The 25770-nt window shown below is 56.5% G+C and carries 24 protein-coding genes, 2 pseudogenes and 2 CRISPR repeat arrays; of the genes and pseudogenes, 14 read left to right on the plus strand and 12 right to left on the minus strand.

What is annotated here, in order from left to right; all coding sequences use genetic code 11:
* Positions 1–139 precede the first annotated feature (139 nt).
* The 3 genes from amrS (at position 140) to ACZ5PA_RS08460 (ending at position 2557) form a co-directional block, all read left to right on the plus strand.
* Positions 140–1225, plus strand: coding sequence for an AmmeMemoRadiSam system radical SAM enzyme (gene amrS, locus ACZ5PA_RS08450; protein ID WP_464929901.1), 1086 nt, complete (start codon positions 140–142; stop codon positions 1223–1225).
* Positions 1226–1634: 409 nt separating this feature from the next.
* A complete protein-coding gene (locus ACZ5PA_RS08455) occupies positions 1635–1847 on the plus strand; it encodes a hypothetical protein (protein WP_464929902.1) in 213 nt (70 codons plus the stop codon).
* A gap of 437 nt (positions 1848–2284) precedes the next feature.
* The gene (locus ACZ5PA_RS08460) at positions 2285–2557 is read left to right on the plus strand and encodes a hypothetical protein (RefSeq protein WP_464929903.1); all 273 of its coding nucleotides are present in this window, start codon (positions 2285–2287) and stop codon (positions 2555–2557) included.
* A 193-nt stretch (positions 2558–2750) separates the two neighbouring features.
* Here ACZ5PA_RS08460 and ACZ5PA_RS08465 read toward each other — a convergent pair whose 3' ends face one another.
* Complete coding sequence (locus ACZ5PA_RS08465) at positions 2751–3107, minus strand: nucleotidyltransferase domain-containing protein (RefSeq protein ID WP_464929904.1); 357 nt, start codon at positions 3105–3107, stop codon at positions 2751–2753.
* A 7-nt stretch (positions 3108–3114) separates the two neighbouring features.
* Complete coding sequence (locus ACZ5PA_RS08470; protein WP_464929905.1) at positions 3115–3453, minus strand: HEPN domain-containing protein; 339 nt, start codon at positions 3451–3453, stop codon at positions 3115–3117.
* 98 nt (positions 3454–3551) lie between these two features.
* On the opposite strand from ACZ5PA_RS08470, the gene cas6 reads away from it, so the two are divergent.
* Positions 3552–4331, plus strand: coding sequence for a CRISPR-associated endoribonuclease Cas6 (cas6, locus tag ACZ5PA_RS08475; RefSeq protein WP_464929906.1), 780 nt, complete (start codon positions 3552–3554; stop codon positions 4329–4331).
* A gap of 59 nt (positions 4332–4390) precedes the next feature.
* On the opposite strand, the gene ACZ5PA_RS08480 is transcribed toward cas6, so the two are convergent.
* The 5 genes and pseudogenes from ACZ5PA_RS08480 to cas4a all read right to left on the minus strand — a co-directional run bounded on the left by ACZ5PA_RS08480 (position 4391) and on the right by cas4a (position 8230).
* Entirely contained in the window at positions 4391–4636 is a 246-nt protein-coding gene (locus ACZ5PA_RS08480; RefSeq protein ID WP_464929907.1) for a hypothetical protein, read from the minus strand.
* A gap of 270 nt (positions 4637–4906) precedes the next feature.
* Positions 4907–5592: a CRISPR direct-repeat array (repeat unit 24 nt; unit sequence GAATCTCAAAAAGAGGATTGAAAG).
* A gap of 119 nt (positions 5593–5711) precedes the next feature.
* A pseudogene (locus tag ACZ5PA_RS08485) lies at positions 5712–5969 on the minus strand (Dna2/Cas4 domain-containing protein); the annotation flags it as partial.
* Between the two features lie 305 nt (positions 5970–6274).
* A complete protein-coding gene (cas2, locus tag ACZ5PA_RS08490) occupies positions 6275–6529 on the minus strand; it encodes a CRISPR-associated endonuclease Cas2 (RefSeq protein ID WP_464929908.1) in 255 nt (84 codons plus the stop codon).
* Positions 6520–7401 carry a CRISPR-associated endonuclease Cas1 gene (gene cas1 / locus ACZ5PA_RS08495; RefSeq protein WP_464929909.1) on the minus strand — a complete coding sequence of 294 codons (882 nt, stop codon included), beginning with the start codon at positions 7399–7401 and terminating at the stop codon, positions 6520–6522. Before cas1 ends, cas2 begins: the two co-directional genes overlap by 10 nt.
* A complete protein-coding gene (gene cas4a / locus ACZ5PA_RS08500) occupies positions 7382–8230 on the minus strand; it encodes a type I-A CRISPR-associated protein Cas4/Csa1 (protein ID WP_464929910.1) in 849 nt (282 codons plus the stop codon). The genes cas1 and cas4a overlap by 20 nt, the downstream gene beginning before the upstream one ends.
* A 77-nt stretch (positions 8231–8307) precedes the next feature.
* Between cas4a and csa3 the strand changes: the two genes are divergently transcribed.
* From csa3 to ACZ5PA_RS08540, 8 genes are read left to right on the plus strand one after another with little or no spacing between them, the layout of a single operon-like run.
* Entirely contained in the window at positions 8308–8934 is a 627-nt protein-coding gene (gene csa3, locus ACZ5PA_RS08505) for a CRISPR-associated CARF protein Csa3 (RefSeq protein ID WP_464929911.1), read from the plus strand.
* A gap of 22 nt (positions 8935–8956) precedes the next feature.
* Entirely contained in the window at positions 8957–9352 is a 396-nt protein-coding gene (locus ACZ5PA_RS08510; protein ID WP_464929912.1) for a CRISPR-associated protein, read from the plus strand.
* Positions 9349–10329, plus strand: coding sequence for a type I-A CRISPR-associated protein Cas7/Csa2 (gene cas7a, locus ACZ5PA_RS08515; protein WP_464929913.1), 981 nt, complete (start codon positions 9349–9351; stop codon positions 10327–10329). Before ACZ5PA_RS08510 ends, cas7a begins: the two co-directional genes overlap by 4 nt.
* Positions 10310–10999 carry a type I-A CRISPR-associated protein Cas5a gene (gene cas5a / locus ACZ5PA_RS08520; RefSeq protein ID WP_464929914.1) on the plus strand — a complete coding sequence of 230 codons (690 nt, stop codon included), beginning with the start codon at positions 10310–10312 and terminating at the stop codon, positions 10997–10999. Before cas7a ends, cas5a begins: the two co-directional genes overlap by 20 nt.
* Positions 10989–12737, plus strand: a complete 1749-nt coding sequence (gene cas3, locus ACZ5PA_RS08525) for a CRISPR-associated helicase Cas3' (RefSeq protein ID WP_464929915.1) — start codon at positions 10989–10991, stop codon at positions 12735–12737. Before cas5a ends, cas3 begins: the two co-directional genes overlap by 11 nt.
* A complete protein-coding gene (locus ACZ5PA_RS08530; RefSeq protein ID WP_464929916.1) occupies positions 12734–13501 on the plus strand; it encodes a CRISPR-associated endonuclease Cas3'' in 768 nt (255 codons plus the stop codon). Before cas3 ends, ACZ5PA_RS08530 begins: the two co-directional genes overlap by 4 nt.
* Positions 13492–14517 (plus strand): hypothetical protein, encoded by a 1026-nt coding sequence (locus ACZ5PA_RS08535; protein ID WP_464929917.1) that lies wholly within the window; start codon positions 13492–13494, stop codon positions 14515–14517. Before ACZ5PA_RS08530 ends, ACZ5PA_RS08535 begins: the two co-directional genes overlap by 10 nt.
* A 4-nt stretch (positions 14518–14521) precedes the next feature.
* Positions 14522–15451 (plus strand): hypothetical protein, encoded by a 930-nt coding sequence (locus ACZ5PA_RS08540; protein ID WP_464929918.1) that lies wholly within the window; start codon positions 14522–14524, stop codon positions 15449–15451.
* 460 nt (positions 15452–15911) lie between these two features.
* Here the strand turns inward: ACZ5PA_RS08540 and ACZ5PA_RS08545 are convergent, their stop codons facing one another.
* The 4 genes from ACZ5PA_RS08545 to ACZ5PA_RS08560 form a co-directional block, all read right to left on the minus strand.
* Entirely contained in the window at positions 15912–16070 is a 159-nt protein-coding gene (locus tag ACZ5PA_RS08545) for a hypothetical protein (protein ID WP_464929919.1), read from the minus strand.
* A 293-nt stretch (positions 16071–16363) separates the two neighbouring features.
* A CRISPR array of direct repeats spans positions 16364–17985; the repeat unit is 24 nt; unit sequence CTTTCAATCCTCTCTTTGAGATTC.
* A gap of 649 nt (positions 17986–18634) precedes the next feature.
* Positions 18635–19546: a ParA family protein gene (locus ACZ5PA_RS08550; RefSeq protein WP_464929920.1), complete on the minus strand. Its 912-nt coding sequence runs from the start codon at positions 19544–19546 to the stop codon at positions 18635–18637.
* Positions 19534–19899 carry a hypothetical protein gene (locus tag ACZ5PA_RS08555; protein WP_464929921.1) on the minus strand — a complete coding sequence of 122 codons (366 nt, stop codon included), beginning with the start codon at positions 19897–19899 and terminating at the stop codon, positions 19534–19536. The genes ACZ5PA_RS08550 and ACZ5PA_RS08555 overlap by 13 nt, the downstream gene beginning before the upstream one ends.
* A gap of 70 nt (positions 19900–19969) precedes the next feature.
* Entirely contained in the window at positions 19970–21097 is a 1128-nt protein-coding gene (locus ACZ5PA_RS08560; RefSeq protein WP_464929922.1) for an ATP-binding protein, read from the minus strand.
* A 505-nt stretch (positions 21098–21602) separates the two neighbouring features.
* Here ACZ5PA_RS08560 and ACZ5PA_RS08565 point away from each other — a divergent pair.
* Positions 21603–22955: pseudogene (locus ACZ5PA_RS08565) on the plus strand (chloride channel protein); the annotation flags it as partial.
* A 348-nt stretch (positions 22956–23303) separates the two neighbouring features.
* Entirely contained in the window at positions 23304–24641 is a 1338-nt protein-coding gene (gene csx1 / locus ACZ5PA_RS08570; protein WP_464929923.1) for a CRISPR-associated CARF protein Csx1, read from the plus strand.
* Between the two features lie 406 nt (positions 24642–25047).
* Here csx1 and ACZ5PA_RS08575 read toward each other — a convergent pair whose 3' ends face one another.
* The gene (locus ACZ5PA_RS08575) at positions 25048–25578 is read right to left on the minus strand and encodes a hypothetical protein (protein WP_464929924.1); all 531 of its coding nucleotides are present in this window, start codon (positions 25576–25578) and stop codon (positions 25048–25050) included.
* Positions 25579–25770: the final 192 nt, after the last annotated feature.

Consider the following 25770-nt stretch of genomic DNA (forward strand, 5'->3'; position numbering starts at 1 on the left):
GAGCTCCCGCCGCGCTCCTCCGGGAGGGGGTCTACGGCGATGCGCCGTCTCTTATCCCCACGCCGACGCGACGAGGCCTCGGCACGACCGGTAGCCGCGGGCCCTCGATAACGGCTTAAATATCGGCCTCGGCGTATGTATGCCCGTATATTCCTGGGCCATCCCGACGTATCGCGTCGGGGAGGAGCTGCTCGGGCTCCCCAACGTGAGGCCTTCCCCCTACGCGGAGAGTCGAGGCGACGCCGTCGTCTGCACGTTGTGCCACAGGCGTTGCGCGTTGAGGCACGGCGCGGTGGGGGCGTGCGGCATGCGTTTCAACTACGGAGGCGTGTTGTACACGGCCGCGTACGGCCTCTTGACCGCGGCCGAGTCCAGGCCCGTGGAGATAAAGCCCTTGTTCCACTTCTACCCGTCCACATCGGCGTTGACGATAAGCACTTGGGGCTGCAACTTCCCCTGCGCGTGGTGCCAGAACTGGAGCCTCTCCAAGACGGCCTCACCCGTCGGCGTATACGCGCCCCCGGAGAGAGTAGTGCAGTGGGCTTTGGAGAACGGCGATTCCGGAGTGAACGTGAGCTTCAACGAGCCGACGATGTTGGCGGAATACGCGGAGGACTTGTTCAGGCTGGCCCGGAGGAAGGGGCTGCACTGCTCGATAAACACCAACGGCTACCTCTCGGAGGAGGCCGTGAGGCGCTTGGCGGAGGCGGGCATGGAGGGCATGAACGTCGACATAAAAGGCGGGAGGGAGACCTACAGGAGGTGGCTGGCGGCCGATTTGGACAAACTCCTCTCCACGACGCGCTACGCGAAAAGCCTAGGCGTCCACGTGGAGTTCACCTACCTCGTAATCCCCGGCGTCAACGACCACGAGGCCGAGGAGGTGATAGAGGCGGCGGCCTCCTTCGGCAGGGAGACCCCTCTGCACATAACCGCCTACTACCCGGCGCATAGGCTCCTCCGCCCGCCCACGCCGGCGGAGCTCTTGGACGCGATATGGCGTAGGGCCAGGAAGGAGCTGGACTACGTATACGTGGGCAACGTCCCGGGGCATCCCGGACAACACACCTACTGCCCCAACTGCGGGTACCCCGTGATTAAACGCGCCGGCGATAGGGCGGTGAGAATAGAGCTCGCGGACGGGAGATGCCCCAAGTGCGGGAAGGAGATACCCGTGAGGGGCAAGCCGGGGAGATACGGCAGGCTGTACCGCTCGTTCATTTAGCCCGTAGGCGGGCCGCCTCGTCGCCGGGCTGTAGAGCCTCGTCGACGCCGCGGGCTCAAGGGGCTTTACACACGGGCGTCGACGCGATTGCGTCCAGGTCGTAGCAGCGTCCTCCAACGCCGATGAGGGCGACGCCTCATGGCGGGCGCTCTAGGGGCCGCGAGACGCCCCGCCTCGGCCTTGAGTCCATCCGCCTCTAGCCTTAGGGCGGAGAGGGCAGTCCTCCGCGCCCGGAAGGCCTTGCCCGCGACGCCTCTCACAAGACCCGCCTCAAGAACCCCCTGCGATCGACTCCGCCAGGCCTCCGAAACGCGGACGAAGGCCGGGGAAGGGAAGTAGCCTCTCGAGCAACTCGGCCACGTCAATACGGCTTGGGAGAAGGTTTATATTCGACGAGCGAGGCGTAGCTGTGGCCGAGTGGCTCGAGCTCTTGGAGGAGGCAAGGGAGATCAGGAGGAAGTCCGCCGACTGGCAGTTCATAAATTCGCTTCCGCCGAGGCAGAGAATTGCGTTGATGTACTACGTAGAGACGGGGGATTTCCGCACGGCGGCTAAACTAGCAGGCTTGAGGCTGGAGGAGTTCCTGGACGTGGCTAGAGAAGCCGGAATCCCGCTGGTGTAGCGGGCCCGCGCGGCGTTCCGGCCCGATCGCGTTGGACGAGGCGGCGCGGCTTGGAAGCCCCGAGGAGGCCAACTCCTCACCTCAAGAAAGTAGTAGCCAGCCGCCAAAACATATGTGCCTACTTGAGAAGACGAGCGGAGTCCAAGACGGACGCGGCGGATCCTCAAGGCAAAATAATCCACAGCGCAGAGACGCGGATCATGACAGCTGTAGGAGACTATCTGATAGCCGAGCCCTCCCAGACCCCCATAAGGGCTTTGACAGTTCACGATAGGCACCTCCGTCGCCTTGCAGAGCTTGACTTGAAATCGAAATTACGCAAACGTCTTACGCAAGCGACGGCTCTCGGCTCTACATCTGCGGCATAGACAAAAACGACTGGGTGGCGCTGTTTAAAATAGAACTAGAGGGACAAGCCCAGCGACGCTGTTGTTGAAGTGGAGGAGTTCATAAAAGAGGCCAGGGGAGCACTGCGAACTAGCCCCAGCCTCGCCTTCACAGCAGTTAGAAAAACCCTAGAAGCCGTCAAGGCGAAAATCCCCGACACCTATAAAGACGACGATAAGATAGCCTTTGAAAAGATATACGGACACGACGACGTCGGGGAAGCCTTTGAAAAAATCTTCCAAGGACTTTGGCGGCTCGCCAACATATACTCCCACACAACCCCCCCCTATACCTCGCCCCCGAAGAAGTGGAGTGGTACGTAGAGGCCGCGAGCGGCCTCGCAAAACTACTCCTAAAAAGAACAAGTCAGCCAAGTGCTAACTCAAAATGAAACCCAAACGTCCCACACTACGGGCTAGTAATCAAACACCCGCTATCCACCCCCTAAGGGGACACATCAGGAAGCAACAAGGGCGGTAGCCCCGGCGCGGAGAAGTTAATGCGGGCCGCGCCGATCTAGACGCACCTCCTCGCCAGCGCCACGAGCCTCTCGGCTATGCCCAAGTCGTCTTTCAACACAACCCCCAGCGCGACGTCCCGGGCAAGGGGGTAGCACTTCTCCACCACTCTAAAAACCTCGCCAGGAGTCAACGCGATGACCTCCACCCCCGGCGCCCAGACCCCCAAAAGGCGCCTATGAGGCGGCTCTGAGAACTCCGCCACCACGAGGAGATCCACGTCGCTGTCGGCCGAGAAGTCCCCCCGGGCATACGAACCCACCAGAAACACGGTGCCCTGCACTCTCGACGCGACTTTCCTCGCCACCTCTAGGGCAGCTTCCATTAGCCTCGCCCTCCACTCAAAGATGTCCATACTCCCTTCACAGGATAAGACCCTCTGCGGCCCTTAGCGCGGCCTCGGCGTCCCTCCTCGTATAGTATTCGTAGGGCGCCCCCTCACTCCAAGCATCCACATACCTCGTCGGGACGTAGAACTTATCCAACAAGGCAGCCCACTCCCACACCTCCTCGCCCACCTTAACGAACTGAGACGCCTCTTGGAGGAGCTTCGTAATGGCGTGCCCCCTCGCCGGCTTCCCGACCCCGTATAAAAGCGCCTTCACGGCATATCCCCCCGCTTGATGGGCTTTGAAACAAGCCCAGTTGTAATCCCCAGCCTCGGCGTCTCCAGCCGCCGACCTCGAAGTCCTCTCGGCCATCGCCAACCACCGGCCTAAACTCAGAGATATCCACAAATAACTACGCATTTGTTTATAAACACGCCACCAAGCTTTTATGCCCGCATAAGCGTGTACGTATGCCGTACCGCATTAAAGTTATGCTCAGAGCCTTGGAGCCCATCGTCGTGGTGGGCTTCACCGGCACCGTGGTCCTATCCCTAGTGGTGAGCAAACTAGACCCAGCCCTACACGACGCAAAGCCGAAGCCCATCTCCGTAACCCCCCTCTACCACAACGGAAAGCCCATCATCGACGCCGCCGCCGTGGCCCCCGGCGACTTATTGGAATTCAGAGTAGGAGCCGCCGACGAGAAGCTCGTCCAGAAGCTAGTCGACTCGCTCGACACAGTAGAACTCTTCGGCAAGAAGCTCGCCATAGAAGCAGTAGAATTCAGCCATATATACCTAGAACCCCTCCCCCGGACCCCCTGCTTCAAGGCCGAATTCCAAACCCCCCTTCGCTTCGCCACGCCCCCGCTGTACAAGAGGAGACGCCCAGTCTTCGAATTCCTCCCAAGACCCCTCACCCTGTTCAAATCCGCAGTAAAACACGCGAGGCAGCTAGGACTAACCAAGCTGGGAATCCCCTTCCTCAAGTGGATTTACACATATGTCGCATTGACAGACTTCGGATGCCAAGGCAGATGCGTCCACACCGTAAGGCTCCCGAAAGGCGGAATAGCCAGAGGCTTCGTGGGATGGGCCCTCTACAAAGCCTTCAACCAAAAGAGGCTAGAGGACATGTGGCACGTGCTAAGGCTAATAGAAACCTTCAACGTGGGCACAGGCAGGGGCATGGGACTAGGCGTCGTCAAGATAACCCCCCTCCAATGCGACGCCCAAAAACCAAAAAACTAACACCAGCCGCCACGTAGAGCACGCCTATTTCTTCCAGTAGCTTGGCGGGGCTCTCGCTTTTACAAAACCTGGGCATTGACTATACTAATCATCTCTTCCAGTAGCTTGGCGGGGGCCCTCCCCCTCAGCTTCTCCACGGCCACCTGCACATCGTCTTCTGGAGAGACTCCATGCCTAACGTGAAGGCCAAGGACGTCCCTAACCCTCGCATACACGACATCCGATTCAAAAATCCAACGACGTGCAACACAAATAATATTCAACGAAGGCCTCGCCGAATATCCCGTTTTTAAATCGTCGTGCAACTAACTCTTGGCGATTATCAATATTTCAATTCTTTCCGGCGTATGTCGTTCATAAACGCCGAATGTCCAATTTAAAAAACGCCGTGCGGCCGAAAAGCGGATAGCGCCGCCGGCGGGTCGAAACGCGCTTTCGACTCTCGTGGACGAGACGAAGCCGCGAATAAAATACAAAGCCGGCGATACTAAACATCAAGAAGCGGCCGCGACAGAGCGCCACGCCAGCCAAGAAAAAAATTTAAAAATCCGCGAAAAACAAAAACCACAACCCCGGAATCTCAAAGAGAGGATTGAAAGACGGCTAGCTCAACTCCGATGATAGCCCCTGTCGCGATTTTGGCGTGAATCTCAAAAAGAGGATTGAAAGCGGAGGGTGCGCATGCGGCTCATAGCGATTGCGTCGCAGAATCTCAAAAAGAGGATTGAAAGCAGTCAACACGATAAACGCCATGCTGAAGAGCGAGGCGTTGAATCTCAAAAAGAGGATTGAAAGTTTCTCTCTAATCGTAGCATCGTTGAATACACGCTTCTATACGGAATCTCAAAAAGAGGATTGAAAGTTCCATATCCTGGAGATACAAGAACCCGAATCAGGCGTAACGAATCTCAAAAAGAGGATTGAAAGCAGAGCGCTTCTCGGAACGATATGGCGTCCTCGCGCTTCACCTGAATCTCAAAAAGAGGATTGAAAGTTCCATACACTTGAGATACTTGATCCTGACTCAAATGTCGTGAATCTCAAAAAGAGGATTGAAAGTCAGCTCCTCGGCCAGTCCGGTAGTGAACACAACCACATCGTCGTGAATCTCAAAAAGAGGATTGAAAGATGCGTTGCATTGCTGACGGCACGTAGTGCACGAGCGTAGCGAGAATCTCAAAAAGAGGATTGAAAGCCCCAGGACGGCCACGCTACGGTCTTGTCTAAGCTTATCGAGGAATCTCAAAAAGAGGATTGAAGGGCGTATATATTCATGCGATGTTGTGGCGGCGGAGATATATACGAATCTTGAATGAGGAATTGGAAAAATACTCGTATGTGTCTTTTTACAGATTTGAGGGAGGGGGTAGGGGGCTTGTTTTAGATTTTTTCTATAGTGGTGTCTTTTATGTGGCCGCAGTATTTTCTGTACCAGCATCCTTGGCATTTTGCTGGTGGTTGGTTTGGCCGTGGGGCGTGTTTTCCCGTGGCGATTTTCTGTATCTGTCGTGTGACGTGTTGTACTAAGTCTTTTAGGTCTTTGGTTAGGTAGACGGCGCGTATTTCGCCTGCCTCTGCGTAGTAGATATACGCGGCGGTGGCCGCCTTGCCGTAGACGGCTTGGGCGGCTATGGCGTAGGCCGCGGCTTGGGCTTTGTGGCTTAGCGGCGTCTTTTTTGGGGGGCGTAGTGTATTTGACTTCTAGGGGGGCTGGCCTTTTGTTTATCCACAACACCGCGTCTACGACTCCGCATATCCCTGCGCCTCTGAGCTGGGCTGAGTGTTGTATTTTCTCGGCGCCGAGGGCCTTGGCCGCGGCCTCTACGGCTTCTCTTTGTGCTTCTTTGCCTCGCCTCATCCTCTCCGTGGGCGGCTCGGCGATGCCGGCGATTATGAAATAAGCCGCCATGGGGCAGAACAAATACTGCCGGATTAGGGAGGGGCTAACGCAGAGCATGTCCGCCTATCCTCACCGCCCTCTCCAATGTCCGGCGGTCTACTTTGAATATGGCGATGTCTGCGTTGGCGCCGCGGATGGCCCGCCTGAGCCTCTCCGCGAGCTCTTTCTCGAGGGCGGGCGGCAGCCTGCCGACGAAGACGGATCTCTGCATCCTGGCCAGGCCGAAGGACTGGAGTATCTGGGCCACTTTGTTCCTCACGTGGTCTTCGGTGATGTCGTACACCACTACTAAGTACATAGGGCCTTGGCGAGGGCGCGCGCCGCTCTGTGTATCTCCGCGGAGATCGGGCTCTTGCCGGCGCCGAGCTCCTCCAACACGGCGGCCGCCACGGCTTTCCTGGACTCGTGGACGAGGAGGCCGCCGTCGGTCCTCAAGCCCTTCGTCTTGGCCACGACGGCGTCTATCCTGGGCCTCCACTGCTCCATGAAGTCCAACACGAGCGATGGCCGCCCCGATTTATCCACGTGTAGAAAGCCCACGTAGGGGTCTAGGCCGGCCAAGAGCAAGGACTTAAAACACAAGGCCTTCAAGATGCCGTAGCCGTAGTTCAACGCCGAGTTCACGGGGTCGCCGCCTTCTTGATCTCTGCCCGGAAACCCCGTCAATTCCCTATAGGCGGACCAATAAGCCTCGGCTGCCGCCGCCTCGGCCTCCATGATTTCCCTCGCCGTCGCGGCCGCCCTCAAGGCCTCCAAGGCCTTGCCGATCCGCTCCACGTACTCGCCGTAGTCGGCCAGCCTCCTCCTCCACGTTTTTATATTATCCAATTGACCTTTGATCTTTTTCCAGACCCAGTTCTTGGCCATCTGAAGCCCTCTGCCGTCGAGAGCCGCGGCGTATTGGCACCGCCTCTTCTCCCCCGTGGCGTCCCCCACTGGCTTCATAAACACCCCCAGCGGCTCCCCCCTCCCGTCGAAGACCGCCACGGTGGCGCCCGCCCTTAAGAGCGCCCTCAACGCCTTGGTGGTGACCGATATGCCGCCGGTCAACAAGAAGACCTCGTCTACTTGGTGCAACGGGTATTGCCTCTCCCCCTCCTTGGTCTTCACCAACAAGAGCCCCCTCCTCGAGGCTATCTTCGCCCCGTAGCTAGCGACCACGATCTGCATGACACGCGGAGTAGAAGGGGCAGGCCTTGGGGCACTCGGGCGCGGGGCCTGGATCCCTCTTGGACTCCACCAAGTCTATGGCCTCGTCCCTCAACTCGAGGAACTTCTGCCTGGCCGCGTCGCCGAGGAAGTACGCAACGGCCTTGTACTCCACCGCGTGGTTCACGTTTATCTGGACGTGAACGCCGTAGTCTATGGGCACTCCCCACTCCGCCTCGAGGGCCATGGCGTATCCGGCCAACGCCGCGTCTAAGTTCTGCGAGGGGCCGAACTTGAACTCCACCACGGCGCCGAGCGCTACTCCATCCGCCACCACGGTGCTGAGGCCGAGAGGCGCGCCGTCCACCGCCACCTGCATGGCGAGAGGCGCGGCGTAAAAGACGGCAGAGTCCTTGCTCTTGGCTATGCGCGCGGCCGTGACGTATTGGTATTCGCCCAAAAGCCGCGTCGCCACGTACTTATAAAGGGCCTCCGCCTTGGGCCTCACCTCTTCCGGAAACGCCTCGAACGACGGCGACATGGGCTGCCCCGAGTACACAAACCGCTTGAAGTCCTCCACGGCCTTGTAGAGGACCGAGTGCAGGTGTTGGCCCTCGGCGAGCGTCTTGTTCGTCGAGCCCCGCTCCCCCAATACGTATTTCAAGTAGAGGGATCTGCCCGTGGGGCAGTACCAATAGGCGAAGTCGGAGAGGGCCAGCCCTGAATAGGCGGGCGGCTTCACGGGCGGTCTGTCGAAGCTCCACCCCCTGAGCTCCGGCGACACCTCCCCTGAGCCTGCCACTATTTTGGCCCTCTTGAGGAGCCTGGCGATTTCCAGGAGAGTTAACACGAAGTTTCAGTGATCTCTAGTAATATCCGTGTCGTCCAGCAACGCATACGGTTTAAATTGCAGGCGTTTACAACTTAATGCGGACGGCCGTCACAGTGGGCTTCGACGCCACGTTCGTGATCAGGGCATTGGCCAAGCTGGGGTCTGGGGACGAGCTGTATCTGCTCCACGCGGTGACAGGCGGGGAGAACGACAAGAGGAGCCTTGATACCGTGAACTCGGTGGTCAAGGTGTTGAGGACCGGGTCCGGCATCGCCGTGGATTTAAGGGATCCCGCCTCCGCCTTGAAGAAACTCGCCGACTTGGACTTCGACGTGGTGGTGTTGGCCGGCGGGCCGAGGCTGTTGGTCCTCTTGGCCTTCGTGGCCGCTGTGGTGAAACGGAGCAAGATCTACGTAGTCCCGGAATACCAAGAGGAGGTGGTGGACCTCTCCCCGTTGGTCCACTTGACGGAGCTAGGGGCGTTGACTGGGCCTAAGCTCGCGGTCTTGTCCACGTTGGAGAGGCCTGCAGACTACCGCGAAGTGGCCGGCAGAATGGGGCTCGACTCCACCACAGCGCTTAGGCATTTGAACGCGCTCGAGCAGAGGGGGCTTGTGGTCAGAATGAATCGATCCGTGTTCAGCGCGGATAACTTGATATCCACTTTAGCTAAACTTTACTTACAACGAAAGCACGCTGATGTTGTAAAGGGAAATGAATAAAAATCTAGTTGAAAAAGCCTCTATGTCCTCGGAGATAATCTACCGGGCGGCCGACACAGCGCGGCTCCTGGTCCACATAGAGATGGCCTACGACGTGTTGGACGAAATGGCGAGCAATCCGCGGAGGTACGTGGACTCTTTACAAAAACTATCACGATTGTCGGCCAAGGTCTTGAACGACATACCGAAAATACGGGAGAAGATAAAGTCCAACCAACAAGATAACGAGCTAAAGGAGGCGCTGGACTACCTAGAGCGCAAGGTGAGCAGTTGGGCCTTAGAGGAGAAGGACTTAATAAAATACCTAGAGGAGCTGCCCAACGACGAGGAGCGGGCCAAGGAGATTAAGAAATTCGCCGCGTTGGCCGTAGCCCCCGACAGGTATACGCTAAGGCTGAAGCAATTGTTGGGGTTATGACCTTCGTCAGGTTCGCGGCCAGGGTAGTGGTGAACGTGGCGGCTTTGAGCGGCCTAGGCGAGGTGGGCAACTACAACCAAGTGGCCGTGGCCAAGGTGTTGCACGACGGCTCCGCCTACGAGGTGCCCGTCATGACGGGCAACGCCTTGAAACATTGGCACGCCGTATACGCCGCAGAGGAGTACGTCCGGATGGGGGGCAAATACGCCAACGACCTCTGTAAGTTGGGCATAGGCGTCCGCGGCTACAAACACGACTCCACTCTGGATAACTTACAACTGGCCTCCAACGAGTGCGAGGCGATAATGGACTTCTGTAACGACCTCCACGGCTTTCTAATAGCGGCTGAGGGGCGCTCCACGAAGAGGGACTCGTTAGTCAAGGCCTCCTTCATGGTGCCCGTCCTCGAGGCGAAGAACCTCGAGGCCGTCTCGAAGTTCGCGGTGCAACACAACAGAGTAGCCCCTGAACAAGTAAGGCGGGCAATAAAGGAGGGAGAGGCCATGATGTTGTTTAAACAAGAATACGCCTCTGGGCTTTATGGCTTCTACGTAAGATTAGACTTAGATAAAGTCCTTACGCCTATGTTTGAGACTTGTAGTAATAAGTCAGAGGGCGCAGGTAAAATTAAAAAGGATGATGAGATTAAGCTCAGGAGGAGGGCTACGGTGGCTGCCTTGTTGAAGCTCTTGACCGGGGCCGGGTCCAAGCAAGCCAGAGCCCTACCCGTAGTCGACGTCAAGGAGGTTTTGGCTGCCGTGTCGACGAGGCCCATCCCCAACTTGATCCACCCAGCCTACCCCGACTATTGCAAGAAGTCGATGGACGTGTTGAACGCGTATAAGGCGTTTGACGGTGGGAATATAAAGGTGTTGTACTACGGCGGCGAACCGTGCGCGGGCGTCGAGGCGAAGAACACTTTGAAGGAGTTGTTCGACGAGTTGGTGAAGGAGGTGGATGGAGGCGGTTCTAGTTAAGGCCAGAGCCCCTCTCTTCTCCGTGCGGCATCTAGAGACTTATCAAATCGCCGTGTCTTACCCAATGGCGCCGCCCTCTACAATCGTAGGCGCCGTGGGGAGAGGGCTCGCCCTCGTAGGGGCGTGCAGCGGGAGGGAGGAGTGTATGGCCAAGGCGAGGAGTTTAGTGCTCAAGGCCAGGGACGTCGCAGTGGAGGCCGCGCGCTTCGGCGTCATATTAAAGAGGGCGCGCGGCGTCTTAGAGGAGGGGAAAATGCCGACTTCACTCAAGGAGGCCATGGGCTATTTCGACGCCTTGAATAGGGAATACGTCTACGTCGCCGAGAAGAAGTTCTTGATCTTGCCCAGGGAGCGGCGGGACGAGCTGGTAAAGGCGTTATGGCTTCTGGAGAGGCTGGGCGACACCGAGTCGCTAGTCGCCGTATACGACGTGGCTGTAGTGAGGGCCGAGAAATGCGACGAAGCCGTGAACGTCGCGGTGAGGCGAGAGGCGGTTGCCGGGGGTAGCTTCGTGTTGCAGATCGCCGAGGACGAAGAAGGTAAGAGGCGGCAGTTCGCCTTCCCGGTAATCTCTAGACAAGGCGGGGTGTACGTCCCGGCTGGCGTGCAGGTAAAGGGCGGCGTTCTATGCGTCGAAGATGTGCGCTTCCCAGAGGGCCATGACTGGTGACTTGTTTGAAGCGTCGCAGGAGGTAATAAAAAGCGCAGTAGAGGGCTGGGCGAAGGCTAAGGGCAAGTCCCCGTCGCTAGACGAGGGCGTCCTCAAGCGGCAGGCCGAAGCTACGGCCAAAATTCTAGAGGCTTTCTATGCCAACAGCGGGGGCCGCCTCGTCCTCTTAGAGGGGCCCACCGGCTCGGGCAAGACCGAGGTGTTCTCGGCGTTGTTCTTTGCGCAATGGAGGCTGGGGCGGTGGCACTCCGGGAGGCTTTTCGTCGTGGAGCCGGTTCACGCCTTGTTGAGGCAGATGAGTAGGAGGTTTGAGGTATACGGCAAGCTATTCGGCCTCAACGTGGGCGAGGACCACGGAGAGGTGGCGAAGCCCACGTATCTCTACACGGCCCCTGTGACTTTGACTACGGTGGACTCCTACGTCTACGGCTATTTGGCCAAACGTGTTGATACGTGGGTGGAGGGGGGAGCGGAGACTGGGAGATACACCCTACCCGTCGGCGTTATGATGAACGCCTTTACAGTCTTCGACGAGGCGCACGTAATTCAAGACGAGGTCTTCCTAGGCCCCCGGGTGTTGGCGGATGTGGCATGTTTCTTAGTCAAGGCCGGGGCATATGTGGCCGTCTCCACGGCCACGTTGCCTACAGCGTTTCGCAAATTGTTTGAAGAGAGGTGCGGGAGGAGCATCATAAGCGCGCGACTCCCCGGGAAGAAGAGGAACGTCGCCGTAGAGATACGCGAGAGAGAGCTGACGGCGGGAGATGTGGAGTGCGAGGGGGGTACTCTAGTAGTGGTAAACACGGTGGAGAGGGCAAGAGAGATGTACAAATCCCTTACAGAGCGCTGCAAGGGGAAGAGGGTGATGATCGTGCACTCGTTGATGAAGAGGGGGGACAGAGACAGGGTTGTAAATGAGTTGGCCAAAGAGGAGGAGGGAGGTCTAGAGGACGTGATTCTCGTGGGAACCCAGGCGGTGGAGGTGGGGCTGGACTTCTCGTTTAGGCGGCTTTATACAGAGCTCGCCCCGCTCGACGCCCTAATTCAGAGAATTGGGCGTGTTGGCAGAGGGGGCCAGAAGGCCGAGGCGTACGTCTACACGAATGTGGACCCGCTCCCATACGAACGTGTGGTAATGGAGAGGACTAAGGAGGTGGTTAAAGACGCCTCGAGCCTCGTGCAAGCGCTAGGCGACGTGGACAAGACGAGGAAGTTGCTAGACGCCGTATATGACGACGATTTGGTAGAGGAGTTGTCGAGAAGGGGGGACGAGTTCTACGTGAAAACTATGGACTACTTGTACAAGCTGCACCTCTTCGCCCTCCCGCCCGAGGAGGAGCCATTCCTTCGTCCCTCATTTTACGTAGATATTTACTTGCTAAGTAAGGGAGATGTGGCGGTTGAGGGCGAGGCGCAGACGAGGGCTAAGCTCGACGTACTGCAAAACTCCAGGATTAGGATCTCCGCGAAATTCGGCGAAGAGTCGAGGGTGGAAAAAGTGTGGCAACTCTTAGATAGCTGTGAAAAATACAGAATAAAAGACGTCAAGGGGGATTTCGCGCGACTAGAAGCCGGGGGGCGGGACATAAACGCCGTATATAGGTTGGGGCATGTAGTGGCTGTTTGCAACGACTTATCCGACGTGTACGACGCGGCGGGTCTTCGAGTGGAGAAGGCCGAGGAGTCGGCAAAGCCCTCGAGGGGTAGGAGGAAGAGAAGTTCCCGCGGCAGAGCATGAATAAGTGTTTGGCGTATTCAAAAGAGGGCTGTTCTGAGTCCTTCGTCGACCATGTAGAAAGAGTTGTGGCTGTGTGGGAGTTGTTAAAGCCTTACTACCTTCTACCTGTGCAGAGGGCGCTGGGCGTGGGCGGAGACCCCGTTTTATACGCCGCGCTGGTACACGACTTCGGGAAGCTGGCTCGTGCATATCAAGCGGGGAAGAGGCGTTTTTACCGCCACGAGGTCGTAAGCGCCTATTTTGCGTATAAATGCTTCGAAGGGCCGGAGGAGGCAAAGACGGCGGTGTCGGCGGCTGTGTGGCTTCACCACGAGCCCATAATCACCTTCGCTTATATCACACAGCTAGGCGAGAGCTACATGCCTCTATACATAGTGAAGAGGACATTAGAATTTTTACAAGACGAGCTCGCGGTGGGCTGCGACTACCAAGACGTCGCTAGCTACGTAAAGAGGTGGAGTAGTTGCCTCGCCGATGAGCTAGAGCGGTGGGACAAGAAGGGCCTCGACGTCGCCGACGTTATAAAGATTTTGAGACGTGTCTTAGTAAAGGCCACCGTGGGCGGAATTGAAAGGGCCCATGTCATGCGCGCAAAAATTGCGGCCGTGCTTTACCCACTAGTAGTGGCCGACGGCATCGCCGCCTACTGGGGGAGGGCTATCTGCGGCAAGTGCGGAGAGGAAGCGGGGACAAAGGTGGTAAGAGCGGCGCTGTCTGGCGCGGAGCCTCTCGATAAGAACGCCTTGCAGAAGCTATGTCCGTAGTCTACTACACGCCGGGCCACGGAGTCATTGCCGACGCGTTGATTATGCACGGCGTGGTGAGGCTCTGCGCGAGCGCGGGCGTATACGACGGGGAGGTGGTTAGAGCTGGGGAGAGGTTTGAGATCAGAGCCGACTGCGACGTGAAAGACGTAGATATCCTGCACTATCTTGCCCGTTCGGCTGAGGTGTACCTCCTCCGCGACCTAGCAACCGGGCTGTTGGAGAAACTGGCGGCTACAAACGTCAACCCTGGCGCTTTTAAGTCGTGGGCGACGTCTCTGCCCGAGGCTATAGGCGAATTTAACTTATCTACTTACAAACGCCAAGACCATAAACAAATAGAAAAAGAAGGGAGGAGCAAGTCAAAGAAGCTACATACGTTGTACATCTCCCTCTCGTCTACATTTGGAAAATACGTCCAAGAGAACATGGGGGTGGTAGACAAGCAGTACGGCGTGTGTAGTACGTGTTTTCTATCGGCAAACCTCGGCCTTATCTTCGGCGCAACTGCCATAGTTTACAGAAGCGGGAATAAATTAGACGTGATCTTCATGTCGCCCGTGCCGGCCGAGCGCGCCGATTTCTACGACATATTGACAATCCAGAGGCTCACAGAGGGCTACGGAGAGGCTCATGCAGAGATGCCCACTCTAGCTGCGCCCATCTACTGGCTGTCCACCGGCGAGACGCTCTACGCAATAGACAACCCAATGGAGTTAATCGTATGGCGGACCTCTAGAAGTGGCAATTTCATCAGGTCGCAGGAGGCGTCTACGATCAACTTGACAAAACTAATGGACTTCATAGCAGAGGTTAAACTCGAGGTGCCGCAGTGGCCAAAAATAGTCAAGGAAATAGCAGACACCGAGCCCGAAATCTTGGCGCTCCTCACAGAGTATATTTTGTTCGGCGGCGACCCGTACAAAGTCATCCGCGAGCTAACAAGATGGAACATTAGGAGAAAAAACTGGGTCGATATAAATCGCATTGCAAAGGTGATTTTAGAAAAGATATAAGTACGTGGAGTTGGTAAAAGCCATGAAAGTAAAAATAGAAATTCAAGGCAGACTCAGCGGGGAAGTGGAGCTGGCGCCAGTAACCATCGTGGTGGGTCCGCCAAGGTCTGGAAAGACTACGTTGTTTAGACTTATCTTTGACGCGCTCTACGCGAATTACTATGGAAATGAGCCTGCTGAATTGGGCTTGGTGAGAAGTGCGACAATTGAGATAGATAATTTGAAGCTAGTGTGTGAGGATTATGAATGTGCCAAGTATGGATACACTGAAAGATTAAAGCCGTTCTACTTGCCCACAGAGTATGAGCTCTTGTTAAAATTCGGCGGGTGGCCCCCCTTCGAGAGCTACGAGCCGCTCCGCAGCGCGTGGATAAAGATGTCTCTCCCCCCGAAGCAACTTGAATGTGCAAATGAGTACTTAAAAGTAGTTACAGGCGACAAACTTGAGGGAAAGTTCGATTTTAGGCGTAGAGGCTTCGAAAATTATGAGGTACTAAAGAATTTAGAGGTTCCGCTTATTCTCTCATCCACCACTGTGGTGAAGCTGGGCGCATTAGAAAACATGTTCCTAAGGGGGGTGCTCGACGAATTCGACGTCTTCCTAATGGATAACCCAGAGGTAGCCTTGCACCCCCTGGCGCAGGCCAGGCTGGCTCTATTGATACACAGTCTCGCAGGGTGCGGCAAGACTGTGCTGGTGGCTACACACGACTTGTTGTTCGTTGACATGTTGCGCCGCGTGTATTATGTGAATAAAATTTTTGGCTCGGAGATTAAGGCCTCTGACATAGCGATTTATAATATTGTTAAGGGTAAGATAGAAAAGATCGACGTCTTGGCGTCTTACATTGAGAATTATACTGAGTACATATTAAAGGTTTATGGAGCCAAGGTCGAGAAAATAAACGGAGGAGCTTTGGTTAAGTATGAGTAGTATTTGTGGATGTCCTTGTGTTGTAAGGGTGCGCTTAGGTAATAAGACTAAGTTTTACCTTATTTCCAAGCTTGAAGTCCACGATGGGAATGAGTGGCTTCATTTTAAACAAAAAGTAGAGCCTTGTCAAGAAACTAATTGTGGATGCCGAGAGGATAGATTAGTTGACTGCATCCTTCGCTGTAATGACGGAAGGATAATTGGAATTGAATTTAAGTCGGAGATGGTAACAAGTTGTATTAGTAATAAAAAGGTGGGGTGTGGTTTGTCTGCTTCCAAGATAATAACTGTTCTAGTGGGGATGTTCCCACTAATCCCAATACCTCAATGCAACGATTTAAGTGTAATAATTTTGACCGAAGGGGAACTCTGCTCAAATAATTGGGAAAAGTTGTGTAAGTCTTAGTTTTTATCGTGTTAGAGGGGCGTTGTTTTACGACATCCAGCCCTACCCCCCAAGTCAAAGAACCTCCACAAGCCTCAACGCACATATCGCCAGCCTCCTCCCGAAGGCTCTTAGAGGGCTACCTCTGAACCTCTCGCCATAGCCGGCCCTTATGTCAGCCAAAGCCCTCACCACAAGACGGGAGTCGAAACCCACCGTGACGGCAAGCCGCACCAATTTTCATGTGCATACAAATTTAAGCTTCACAATGGCGACCGGCTCAAAACACGCGCCTCGGCCGACGGCGGCGAAGAGCCGCGCCGTACGACTTCAAGCCGCGACGCGCCTAAGGCCCGGCGCTGTATCGCCGCTACAACGGCCTTGGACCAGTACGTCTTGCAAATACTAGGTGGGGATGCGTAGCTCTATGCTCCGCGGCGCGTGGAGGGGTCCGGGCGCGCCTCCACCTCACGTCACACATCTATCTCGTCTAGACACATGTCTAGCCTCTTCGGCTTGCTAATTACATTTCAATCCTCTTTTTGAAATTCCAAGACGCTAACGGGCGGTTGCCTCGCGGTGAGCCCGCCGTCCTTTCAATTATCTTTTTGAGATTCGCAGATTGTAGTAACCGATACCGTTGAGAAGAAGCTACTACTTAAGTCTTTCAATCCTCTCTTTGAGATTCCTTTGCTGTATCTATGCACGTATAGAGGAGACGAGGCGCTTTCAATCCTCTCTTTGAGATTCGCCAACAAACTCCTCCAGGTAAAGCTAAGGCTAAAGTGTACAGCTTTCAATCCTCTCTTTGAGATTCTCGCGTAGTTTCGCGTTGACGTAGACGGTGGGAGAAAAATGGCTTTCAATCCTCTCTTTGAGATTCAAAGAGCATGCTCTAACTGTGAACGAGGTTGTTTCAAGGATAACTTTCAATCCTCTCTTTGAGATTCCAGCCAGAAGGTGTCGCGTGTTGTCAATCCGCCCAACGTCCTTTCAATCCTCTCTTTGAGATTCCTGCACCAACGCACGGAGATGCTCGCGGCCATAGTACAGGAACTTTCAATCCTCTCTTTGAGATTCTTCTAATTCAGCACGGCGCCTACGTGAACGCCCGGGACGACCTTTCAATCCTCTCTTTGAGATTCAGTGAGTCGTGTCATATGCATGTACGCGTCGGCATATATAGCTACTTTCAATCCTCTCTTTGAGATTCTGTGTTCATGTGTGATTGAGTATCCGCTACCCTCTTTTTTCTTTCAATCCTCTCTTTGAGATTCCCCCCTAGTTCAGCGCACAGCGCCTCGACGTCTATGCCCACCTCTTTCAATCCTCTCTTTGAGATTCGCTCCTTCCAGAACGGCGTGTACTCGACGCCCCAGATCAGCCCAACTTTCAATTCTCTCTTTGAGATTCATCACGTCTGATACTGATATAGGGGAGGCCGAAGTGTGTTTCTTTCAATCCTCTCTTTGAGATTCGTAGCCGCGTACCTGGTATCATTGCTGTTGCATAAGCTTTCAATCCTCTCTTTGAGATTCGGCGTCGTGAGCTATTCAGTGCGTTATTGCAACAACTGCTTCAACTTTCAATCCTCTCTTTGAGATTCGGAGCTTCGCTACTAGTCGGCAACACGACGATGGTCACGATCGCTTTCAATCCTCTCTTTGAGATTCACCAGGGAAATCTGCATGAAGTGGCGCGATTTAGCGAAGTACACTTTCAATCCTCTCTTTGAGATTCGCTTATCAGCGTCAGCATGACGGCGAAGACGTACATGTATGACTTTCAATCCTCTCTTTGAGATTCTCGATCCTCGCGCTTCAGCTCCGTCGCCGCGGCTTCAAGGTGTACTACTTTCAATCCTCTCTTTGAGATTCCTAGCCAGTCGGCACGCTTATGTACGACGTGTCTGCTCTGAACCTTTCAATCCTCTCTTTGAGATTCGACAGGCGCGGCGCCCGCGGGTATGTAGATCCTCTCGTACCCCTTTCAATCCTCTCTTTGAGATTCCAGCTCGCGCCCGTGCCGCAGAGTACACAGCTCCTCCAGGTAGCGGCTTTCAATCCTCTCTTTGAGATTCCTCAATCGCGCTAGCTTAATTTGGCCAGTATCGCCAATTTGTTTACTTTCAATCCTCTCTTTGAGATTCCGGGCTTCGTGGTCTTATGTTTTTCGTATTTTTAAATTTTTTCCTCGAAAATTCGGCGTTTTTCCGTCGAGCGCTCGGTCTTTCTATATTCCCCATTTCTTGTTTTGAGAGCTCGAGGAGCTCCTTAGAGGAGTTGAAAAACTGGGGTCGAGGGCTCGGCGCCGCCTTTCGGCCGCACGGCGTTTTTTAAATTGGACATTCGGCGTTTATAAACGACATACGCCGGCAAGAGTTGAAATATTGGCTGTTGTAAAGAGTTAGTTGCACGACGATTTAAAAACGGGATATTCGGCGAAGTCGCGGCGCTCCTCGTCGGCCGGGTCCGCCTTTTGGGCACGGCGGTATGCTACGTCAGATACGGCATCCGGTCCCAAGGGGACGCAGCGAGGGGGTTCGTGGGGCGGGCCCCCTACTATATAAGTTACGGCATTCGGCCCCTTCCGCGATCCTCGACGCCTCTAGCCGAGATCCGTCCGCCTGGACGCGACGGCTATGGGACTACTGCGCGGCTGACGAGCTACAAGATCCAGCTGCCCCGCCGCCTACGTCTTCGCGAATCGGCCGACCAGACCTGTCAACATGTCGCCCACGCCGCCTCGTCCCGAGTGGGATTCGCCGCGTAGCGCCGTCTATGGCCTCTCGGCGCGTCCTATCCCTCCTCCACCCTCGCCTGGCACGGCGGCACGTTCGCCCCCATGGCGTTGAGCACATCCACTATCGGGTTGCAGATCGCCAACATCGTAGTGCTCTCGGGCTCCTCGCGCGGGAACGCCACGTCCGATAGATCCTTGTAATAGACCATGGCGGACTTGACCGCGTCGCCGTAGCTCTCCAACTCGCCTATTAGCCTCTTTAACTGCTCGGACGGGTTGGCCCTTCCGGGTTTAGGCACGTCGAAGCCCAAGCTCTTCAAAGTCACGGCCTCCTTGACTAATTTATCCTTGTCGAAGTTGAAGACGAAGACGGGGTCGACGCGCATGTATTCGCGCAACGTCTTGACCATTCTTATAGTCCTCTTGATGTCCACCGGCGTGGGCCTCAAGGGGACGACCGCCTTGCCTGCGTCCGAGGTGGCCAAGGCGACTACGGTATACCTGGCGTCGAAGAAAGGCGCCGAGTCCACTATTATGTAGTCGTATCGGGACAGGGCGCCCGCCTTCTCGAGAAGCGCCTTTAGCCTCTCCTTGTAGGCGAAGGTGAACCACTTCTCTATCCTCGACGACAAGCCCCCTTGCGAGTCCTCGCCCGGGGGCAACACCGCGACGTTCGAGATGCTCTCGGCCGACCTCCCCGGCGCGTTCGTGTAGTCCTCTATCCTCACGTTTTTAGTATCGGCGTCTTGGTCCATGTGGTAGAGGGTCCTCCTCCTTCTGCAAATCTCGTCGTACTCCTCGTCGCCGAAAGTCCTCAACGAGAGGCCCGCCGTCGGGTCGAGGTCGATTATCAATATCCTCTTGGGGTCGACGCCGGCGTGTTTCTTCAAAACGTAGGCGAGCAGGAGGGATATCGTCGTCTTCCCGGCTCCTCCCGACGCCGAGATTACGGGGATCACCGCGGGCATGAGCTCCAGTACTTGCCGTCCTTGGTGATTACGTGGACGCAGAAGTCCAAGGACAGCCTCCGGTACAGCTCGACGTATAGATCGAATTGGTCGCGCCTTTTATCCAACACGTGCACTAGGTGGGCCTTGTACCCCGCCGACTTGTACGCCAAGGCTTGGCCTATCCCGTCGTAGGGCTCTGCGTCTAGTTTGACCTCGTACGCCTCCGAGTCCTTCGCTGCGTCAGCGTAGAGGCTGAGCCCTCCAACCTTGACGAGAACCCTCTGCCGCCCCCTTAAGAGGTCCGCTAATTCTTTATTGATACATTCTTCATTTTCGCAATGTTGTATATATTGGTAAAGTTTCTCTAACACGCACAAATATTGGGAAGGGAGATATATGCCTATCGCCAATAATCCAGGCGCTTTCGCGGCCGCGGCGCGTTTATCTCCTCGGGCAGAGTTGTATCCTCTCTCCCGCCCTCAGGGCGTGGAGGACCTCCCGCAACGTGTAGGAGTAGGGGGTCCTCTGCTTGAACCCCTTGGCTATCACCACGTAGACGTCCCCGTCGGCTTTTCTCGCGAGTCTCCTCGTCTCGGCCTCCGCGTCCACGTCCTGCGACCACTTCACCTCTCCGTATATTCTACAGCCCGCGGCCTCTCCGGCGAGGTCTATGTCGAGGTCGCCTTTTACATATTTTTCTAGCCTAACGCCGAAGATCTGGGGGGAGTAGCGCCTCACGAACTCCTCGAACATCTCGCCGAAGTATTGGGAGAGGGCTTGTTGGTCTCGTAACGGCTCCACATCGCCTTGCTCCAGCGCCGATAAGTTGGGGTACACGAAACGGAACCAGAATCGGAAGAGGTTGTCGGCGATGTAGTAGAGGCCTCTCTTCCTGCCCACGGGCACTTCTCTGCGCACAATATCTAGGCGTTGTAGGACCCATAGGTATTTAGAGGCTTTGCTCTTGTCCAGCCCGGCCCAATCGCTTATCTCGCCGAGCGCGTACCGGCCCTTGGCTATGGCCTCTAGTATAGACACGTAGACGCGAGGTTTTCTCAACTCTTCTCTTAGGAGGAACAAGGGCTCTTCGTAGAGGAGGCCGCCCTTTCTGAACAACCGCGTTAAATTCTCCTCGAAGCTCTTCCCCGCGTCGAACTGGGCGAGATAGTAGGGCACTCCGCCGACTACGGCCCACGCCTTGAAGACGTCCTCCTCGCCCCAGCCGGGTAGGAGCTCGTGTATCCTCCCAGGGGGGAGCTCGCCTAGTTTCCAACTGCCAGTGCGCCTGCCGTATAGGGGCGATTTACGCGAGAGCACCTCCTCCTCTATCATCCCAACGCTGGACCCCACCAACAACAAGAAGATCTTCGTCTTGGACAAGGCGAGGTCCCAGGCCTTCTGCAAGGCGGAGGGCACTGCGGGGTCCAGCTCCACTAAGTACTGGAACTCGTCCAGCGCCAACACCAGCCTCTCCCCGGCCTCTTGCGCCGCCACCTCTAAGAACACGTCGAGCCTCGGCTCTAAGTGGCGGAGGTACTCCCGCCCAGTCAGCTTCGCCAACTTGTCCAAAAGCTCTTTTTCTCGACGGAGTCGTAAGTGCACATGTGATATATGCCGCGCTTCCCTCTTAGGAACTGCACCACCAACGCGGTTTTGCCGATCTGCCGTAGAGCACCAACAACTGCGCCGTGGGGGCCTTGTAGGCCTCCTCGAGCCATTGCAATTCGGCCTCCCTATCTATTTTGACTCCACAAGTATAATACTCTAAAGGTAAATAAGCTCAACGGGGCGCGGCCGCTCCCCCTGTGCCCCGCGGCGATGCCAGCCGTGAGGCCTCTACGGCCGGGGCCTGTCTCTTCCTCGGCCGTGCCCAGCGACCCGCGAACGGATCACCCAAGCGGCCAAGGCGGAGCCCGTCCCGGCGAGTGGCCGGCCGCGACGGATTCGACCTCCGAGAGCTCTGGCCGCGACGGCGGCGCGCCGCCCGTTAGTCCCGCCCGTTAATCCGCCGAGTTCTCGACCGCGGCGATGAGGATAGCGACAAACTCTAAACGGAATCAATAACTACACCGCCGTGAGGCTCCCCCAATCGTATTACGTCAAGTGGCTCATCTTGGGGGTAATCCTCGGCGTAGTTTCGGGGATCTCCGCCGCGGTCTTCTACCTCGCTTTGAAGTTCGCGGAGCGCCTTTTCATGGTCGAGCTGGTGGGCTTGCAACTGCCCGAGCCGCTGGGCGAGGGCGGCTCTTTAAACTACTCGTTCCACGCGTCGAGGCCTTGGCTGATACCGATCTCGGTAGCGCTCGGCGGCTTGCTGTCGGGGCTTATCGTCTACACTTGGGCCCCCGAGGCCGAGGGCCACGGCACGGACGCGGCCATAAACGCGTTCCACAGGCTGGGGGGCAAGATTAGGAGGAGGGTCCCGCCGATAAAGCTCGTCGCCTCGGCGATAACTATTGGATCGGGGGGCAGCGCGGGCGCTGAGGGACCCGCCTCGCAGTTGAGCGCAGGCATTGGCTCATTAATCGCCGATTTGCTGGGCTTGTCCGAACGGGATAGGAGGATTGCGGTCGCGGTGGGCATAGGCGCCGGTATCGGGGCCATATTCAAGGCGCCCATCGGCGGAGCGTTGCTGGCCTCGGAGATCTTGTACAAGAGGGATTTCGAGACCGAGGTCATCTTCCCGGCCCTCATAGCCTCGGCGGCGGGTTACGTGATCTTCGGCTCCGTGTTCGGCTTCACGCCGCTGTTCGGCTACTACCTCGGCGAGTTCGACCCATCAACGTTGCCCCTTTACTTACTTCTCGGCGTTGTTGACGGCCTAATGGCGATACTATACGTTAAAACCTTCTACTCAGTACACGGCCTCTTCAAGAAGATGAGGGTCGCCAACTACGCAAAGCCCGTGATTGGGGGCTTGGCGGCTGGGTTGATAGGGCTTGTGGCCCCCGAGGTCCTGGGCACCAGCTACGGTTGGTTGAACCTAGCGGAGTTCGACAAGGTAGATGCCTTTGTATCGTTGATCCCGATGCCGTTATTACTGCTCCTCACCCTCCTACCGTTCCTCAAGATCTTGGCCACGGCGTTCTCAATAGGCTCTGGCGGTAGCGGCGGCGTGTTTGCCCCCGGCATAGTCATCGGCGCCTTCGTCGGCTACGACACGTGGCTCCTCTTCCACTACATAGCGCCCAGCCTGGCGCCCAGCCCAACGCCTTTCGTCGTAGTGAGCATGTTGGCGTTCTTCGGCGCTGCGTCGAAGGCCCCCGTGGCCGTGATGTTCATGGTCGTGGAGATGACGGGCAGTTACAACCTACTGCCCGCGGCCATGATAACCGCGGCCATAGCCTATCTGGTATCCGGCGATTACACAATATTCCAGGCCCAAGTGCCCACTAGGCGCGATTCGCCGGCCCATTCTGACGAGTACGGCCGTTGTTGAGGTCGGGATTCGAGCCCCTCGACGGGGGTCATCGGCCTCGCGCACGAGCCGGCCTCGTAGGCCTCGGGAGTCCAGGAGGCTATCGGCGATAGGCGTCGATACGGCGCGTGCAACTAACGTAGCGCTGGAGGGGGCGGCAAGGCGATTGAGGGACGACGGCTTGAGGAGAATCATCTCGCATCGTTGCGGGGCCGGGCTTCGCGGCGTCTGGAAGGCCTCTCGAGTCGGGCTTTCAACGCGTCTCGGGCCCCGCGTTCGACGCCTCGACTTAGCCGCGCCCGCGGCGACGACGACCTCAAGGCGAAGAAGGATATATACCGACGTCTTGTAATTGATATGGGCGAGAGGAGGCTTCTCATCGCCGCGTGGGGACTGCCGTGGACGGAGTATTGCGCCGGAGTGAGGAGCTGGTGGTGGGAGGAGGTGGCGTATGTGTTTGAGGACGAACAAAAGGAGCGGAGTAGGTCCACCCTCAAGCCCTTGATTGAGAAGTTGCAACCAGACGGAGTTGTCGTCGTGGTGCAAGACACGGTATACGCCGAGAAGATGGCAGTCGACTACCGCGAATTGCAACGGCAGGTGGAGGAAATGTACAGGGAGGCCGCAAAGGTTATGGGAATAGACGGCGTGGACTTCGTCGTGGTCCCCGGAAAGGGCAACTTCAGGAACAAGGGGTGCGGCGGCGAGGTGGCGCTTCAAATAGAGGGGCGGCTAGTCGACTTTAAACACTACGCGTACTACAAGTTGGCGAGTTGGCTCTTGGAGAGGCTGGGCTCCGAGGAGAAAGTGAAGATCGCCCTCGACTTGTCGCACGGGATGAACTACATGCCGACCCTCTTGTACTATGCGGTGGAGGACTTGGCCCAGATGACGGCGTACGTGAAGGAGGTGGAGTTAGAGGTTTACAACTCAGACCCTCACATCAAGGGAGTCCAATCCTTGACAATCCACAAAGTCCTGCACAGGAGGGAGGTCAAGCCGATGGTGAAGAGGATGAGGTTCAGAGGAAGAGTTAAGCCGCTGAAATTCGGCAAGATGGCGGAGGTCAAGGCAAGTGAGGTCGCTGAGGAGATCGACAAACTCCCGGCGAAAGAGTTGAATGCATTTGTGGGGGCCGTGGTGCACGGCCTGCCCCTCGTCTTAGCCTACGCGTTTCCCGACACGGCGCGGCTGAGGGACGCGTTGCGGAGGGCCGAGGAGTTCTACATCGACAACACCAAGGTAGAGGCAGGAGACGGCTGGGTCAAGATCAGACACGGAGTCTCTCTGACCGAGGACTTCGAACACCTCGCCAGAGTCTGGTACTTGGCGAGCATCCTGGAAAAATTCGCCGGAATGAAACGAAGTAGGGATAAAGTTTGCGACGTGGGGGAAATCGCCGAGAGGGTATTCGGAAAAGACGAAGCATTAAGGTTAAAGATAGGCTACGAGCTCTACGCCTTTGACTACTACGTCGACAAGCGTCAGTCGAGTTGCGGACAAAGCTTGTGGGACCCCCACGACTGCGTAAACATACTTCAACAAAAAGACCGCTTCAGGCGCAACTTCCACGCCCACGCAGGCCTCCAGATCTGCGTCACCGAGAGGACCGAGGACGGATGCCTCAGGTACAAGGCGGATGCACTAGACTATGTGTACGAGGCCTCCTCGCTAGGCCTAGAGGACGTCTCTTGATCCGCTCGGGGATTTGTCCTCGTGACGGGGCGGAAGCGCCGCGAGGTCCCGGCAGGTCCTCCGCGTCGACGACGCGGAGCAGGCGATTTAGGGGACTACGTCCGCGCCGCCGGTTTTTGTCCTTCTAGGAGCCGAGGCCCTATCCAGCGGACCTCTTGCGGTCCGGCGATTCGCGGATTCCGGCAAGCCGCGCCGGCGTTCCTCCGAGGCCGCGGAGCCCCGGCCGCCTCGGCGATCCGAGACGGCGTATTGGGGGTAAGTACGAGGCGCCGCGGGAGGCGGCGGACGGGATATCGTATAAGGGAGTTGTCGGCCTAAGCGCGCGGCCCACCGGGTCGTTGTAGAAACTTAGGGCTCCGGCGCCGCGGCCCATCAGCGGATGACCCGAACGTCGGCTCAAGCGCGGCTAGTCCCTCCTCTTCAACGCCTCCAGCACCGCCGCTTGTATCCCCAACATGGTCTTGTTCATCTCCACCAACAGCTTCTGGATCTCCAACATGGTCTTCTGGAGGTCGTCCATCCTTTTCTGAAGATCGTCTATCCTCTGTTGCAGTAAGTCCATGCGTTTCTCTAAATCGTCCATGCGCTTCTGTATCTCGTCCGTACGCCTCCGTAAATCCTCCATCCCTTGTTGCAAGGCGTCTACGCGTTTCTGGAGGTCGTATACCCTCTGATGTAAATCGTCTATCCTCTTGTTAGTCTCGTCTATTCTGCGGTTCAAGGAATCGGCGAGGAAGTCGATGCGCCCTTGTAGCTCGTTGACTCTACGATTTAGGGAGTCGAACACGGCGTCTATCCTCTTGTTTGTCTCGTTGATTCTGTCGTTTAACGAATCGGCGATTGAGTCTATCCTCTTCGTCTGTTCCCTAAAAGTGGCCAACATCAACACCACTAGGTCCTCCGTCTTTAACCTCTCGCCCTTCTCCAACTTCTTCAAAACGACGTTGTCCAGAAGGGCGCCGAGCGCTCTCCACGTACATGCGCTACGACGGATTTAAAAACATGCCAGCCGACTGGCGCAAGCCTTCGGCGGCCCGCTCGGCGCTAGAGGGGCTTGTGCTCGCCTCCGGCGACCCGTCGTGCTGAGGCGTCGTCGCGGACGCGCCGTTGACCGCCCTTGAACGGAATA

The organism is Thermoproteus thermophilus, from assembly GCF_055392855.1.

Excerpts from the sequence above, each read along its gene's own strand:
- amrS (WP_464929901.1), top strand. The coding sequence starts at position 140 with ATGCCCGTATATTCCTGGGCCATCCCGACGTATCGCGTCGGGGAGGAG.
- ACZ5PA_RS08465 (WP_464929904.1), bottom strand. The coding sequence starts at position 3,107 with ATGGACATCTTTGAGTGGAGGGCGAGGCTAATGGAAGCTGCCCTAGAG.
- ACZ5PA_RS08470 (WP_464929905.1), bottom strand. The coding sequence starts at position 3,453 with ATGGCCGAGAGGACTTCGAGGTCGGCGGCTGGAGACGCCGAGGCTGGG.
- cas6 (WP_464929906.1), top strand. The coding sequence starts at position 3,552 with ATGCCGTACCGCATTAAAGTTATGCTCAGAGCCTTGGAGCCCATCGTC.
- cas2 (WP_464929908.1), bottom strand. The coding sequence starts at position 6,529 with ATGTACTTAGTAGTGGTGTACGACATCACCGAAGACCACGTGAGGAAC.
- cas1 (WP_464929909.1), bottom strand. The coding sequence starts at position 7,401 with ATGCAGATCGTGGTCGCTAGCTACGGGGCGAAGATAGCCTCGAGGAGG.
- csa3 (WP_464929911.1), top strand. The coding sequence starts at position 8,308 with ATGCGGACGGCCGTCACAGTGGGCTTCGACGCCACGTTCGTGATCAGG.
- ACZ5PA_RS08510 (WP_464929912.1), top strand. The coding sequence starts at position 8,957 with ATGTCCTCGGAGATAATCTACCGGGCGGCCGACACAGCGCGGCTCCTG.
- cas7a (WP_464929913.1), top strand. The coding sequence starts at position 9,349 with ATGACCTTCGTCAGGTTCGCGGCCAGGGTAGTGGTGAACGTGGCGGCT.
- cas5a (WP_464929914.1), top strand. The coding sequence starts at position 10,310 with ATGGAGGCGGTTCTAGTTAAGGCCAGAGCCCCTCTCTTCTCCGTGCGG.
- cas3 (WP_464929915.1), top strand. The coding sequence starts at position 10,989 with ATGACTGGTGACTTGTTTGAAGCGTCGCAGGAGGTAATAAAAAGCGCA.
- ACZ5PA_RS08530 (WP_464929916.1), top strand. The coding sequence starts at position 12,734 with ATGAATAAGTGTTTGGCGTATTCAAAAGAGGGCTGTTCTGAGTCCTTC.
- ACZ5PA_RS08535 (WP_464929917.1), top strand. The coding sequence starts at position 13,492 with ATGTCCGTAGTCTACTACACGCCGGGCCACGGAGTCATTGCCGACGCG.
- ACZ5PA_RS08550 (WP_464929920.1), bottom strand. The coding sequence starts at position 19,546 with ATGCCCGCGGTGATCCCCGTAATCTCGGCGTCGGGAGGAGCCGGGAAG.
- csx1 (WP_464929923.1), top strand. The coding sequence starts at position 23,304 with ATGGGCGAGAGGAGGCTTCTCATCGCCGCGTGGGGACTGCCGTGGACG.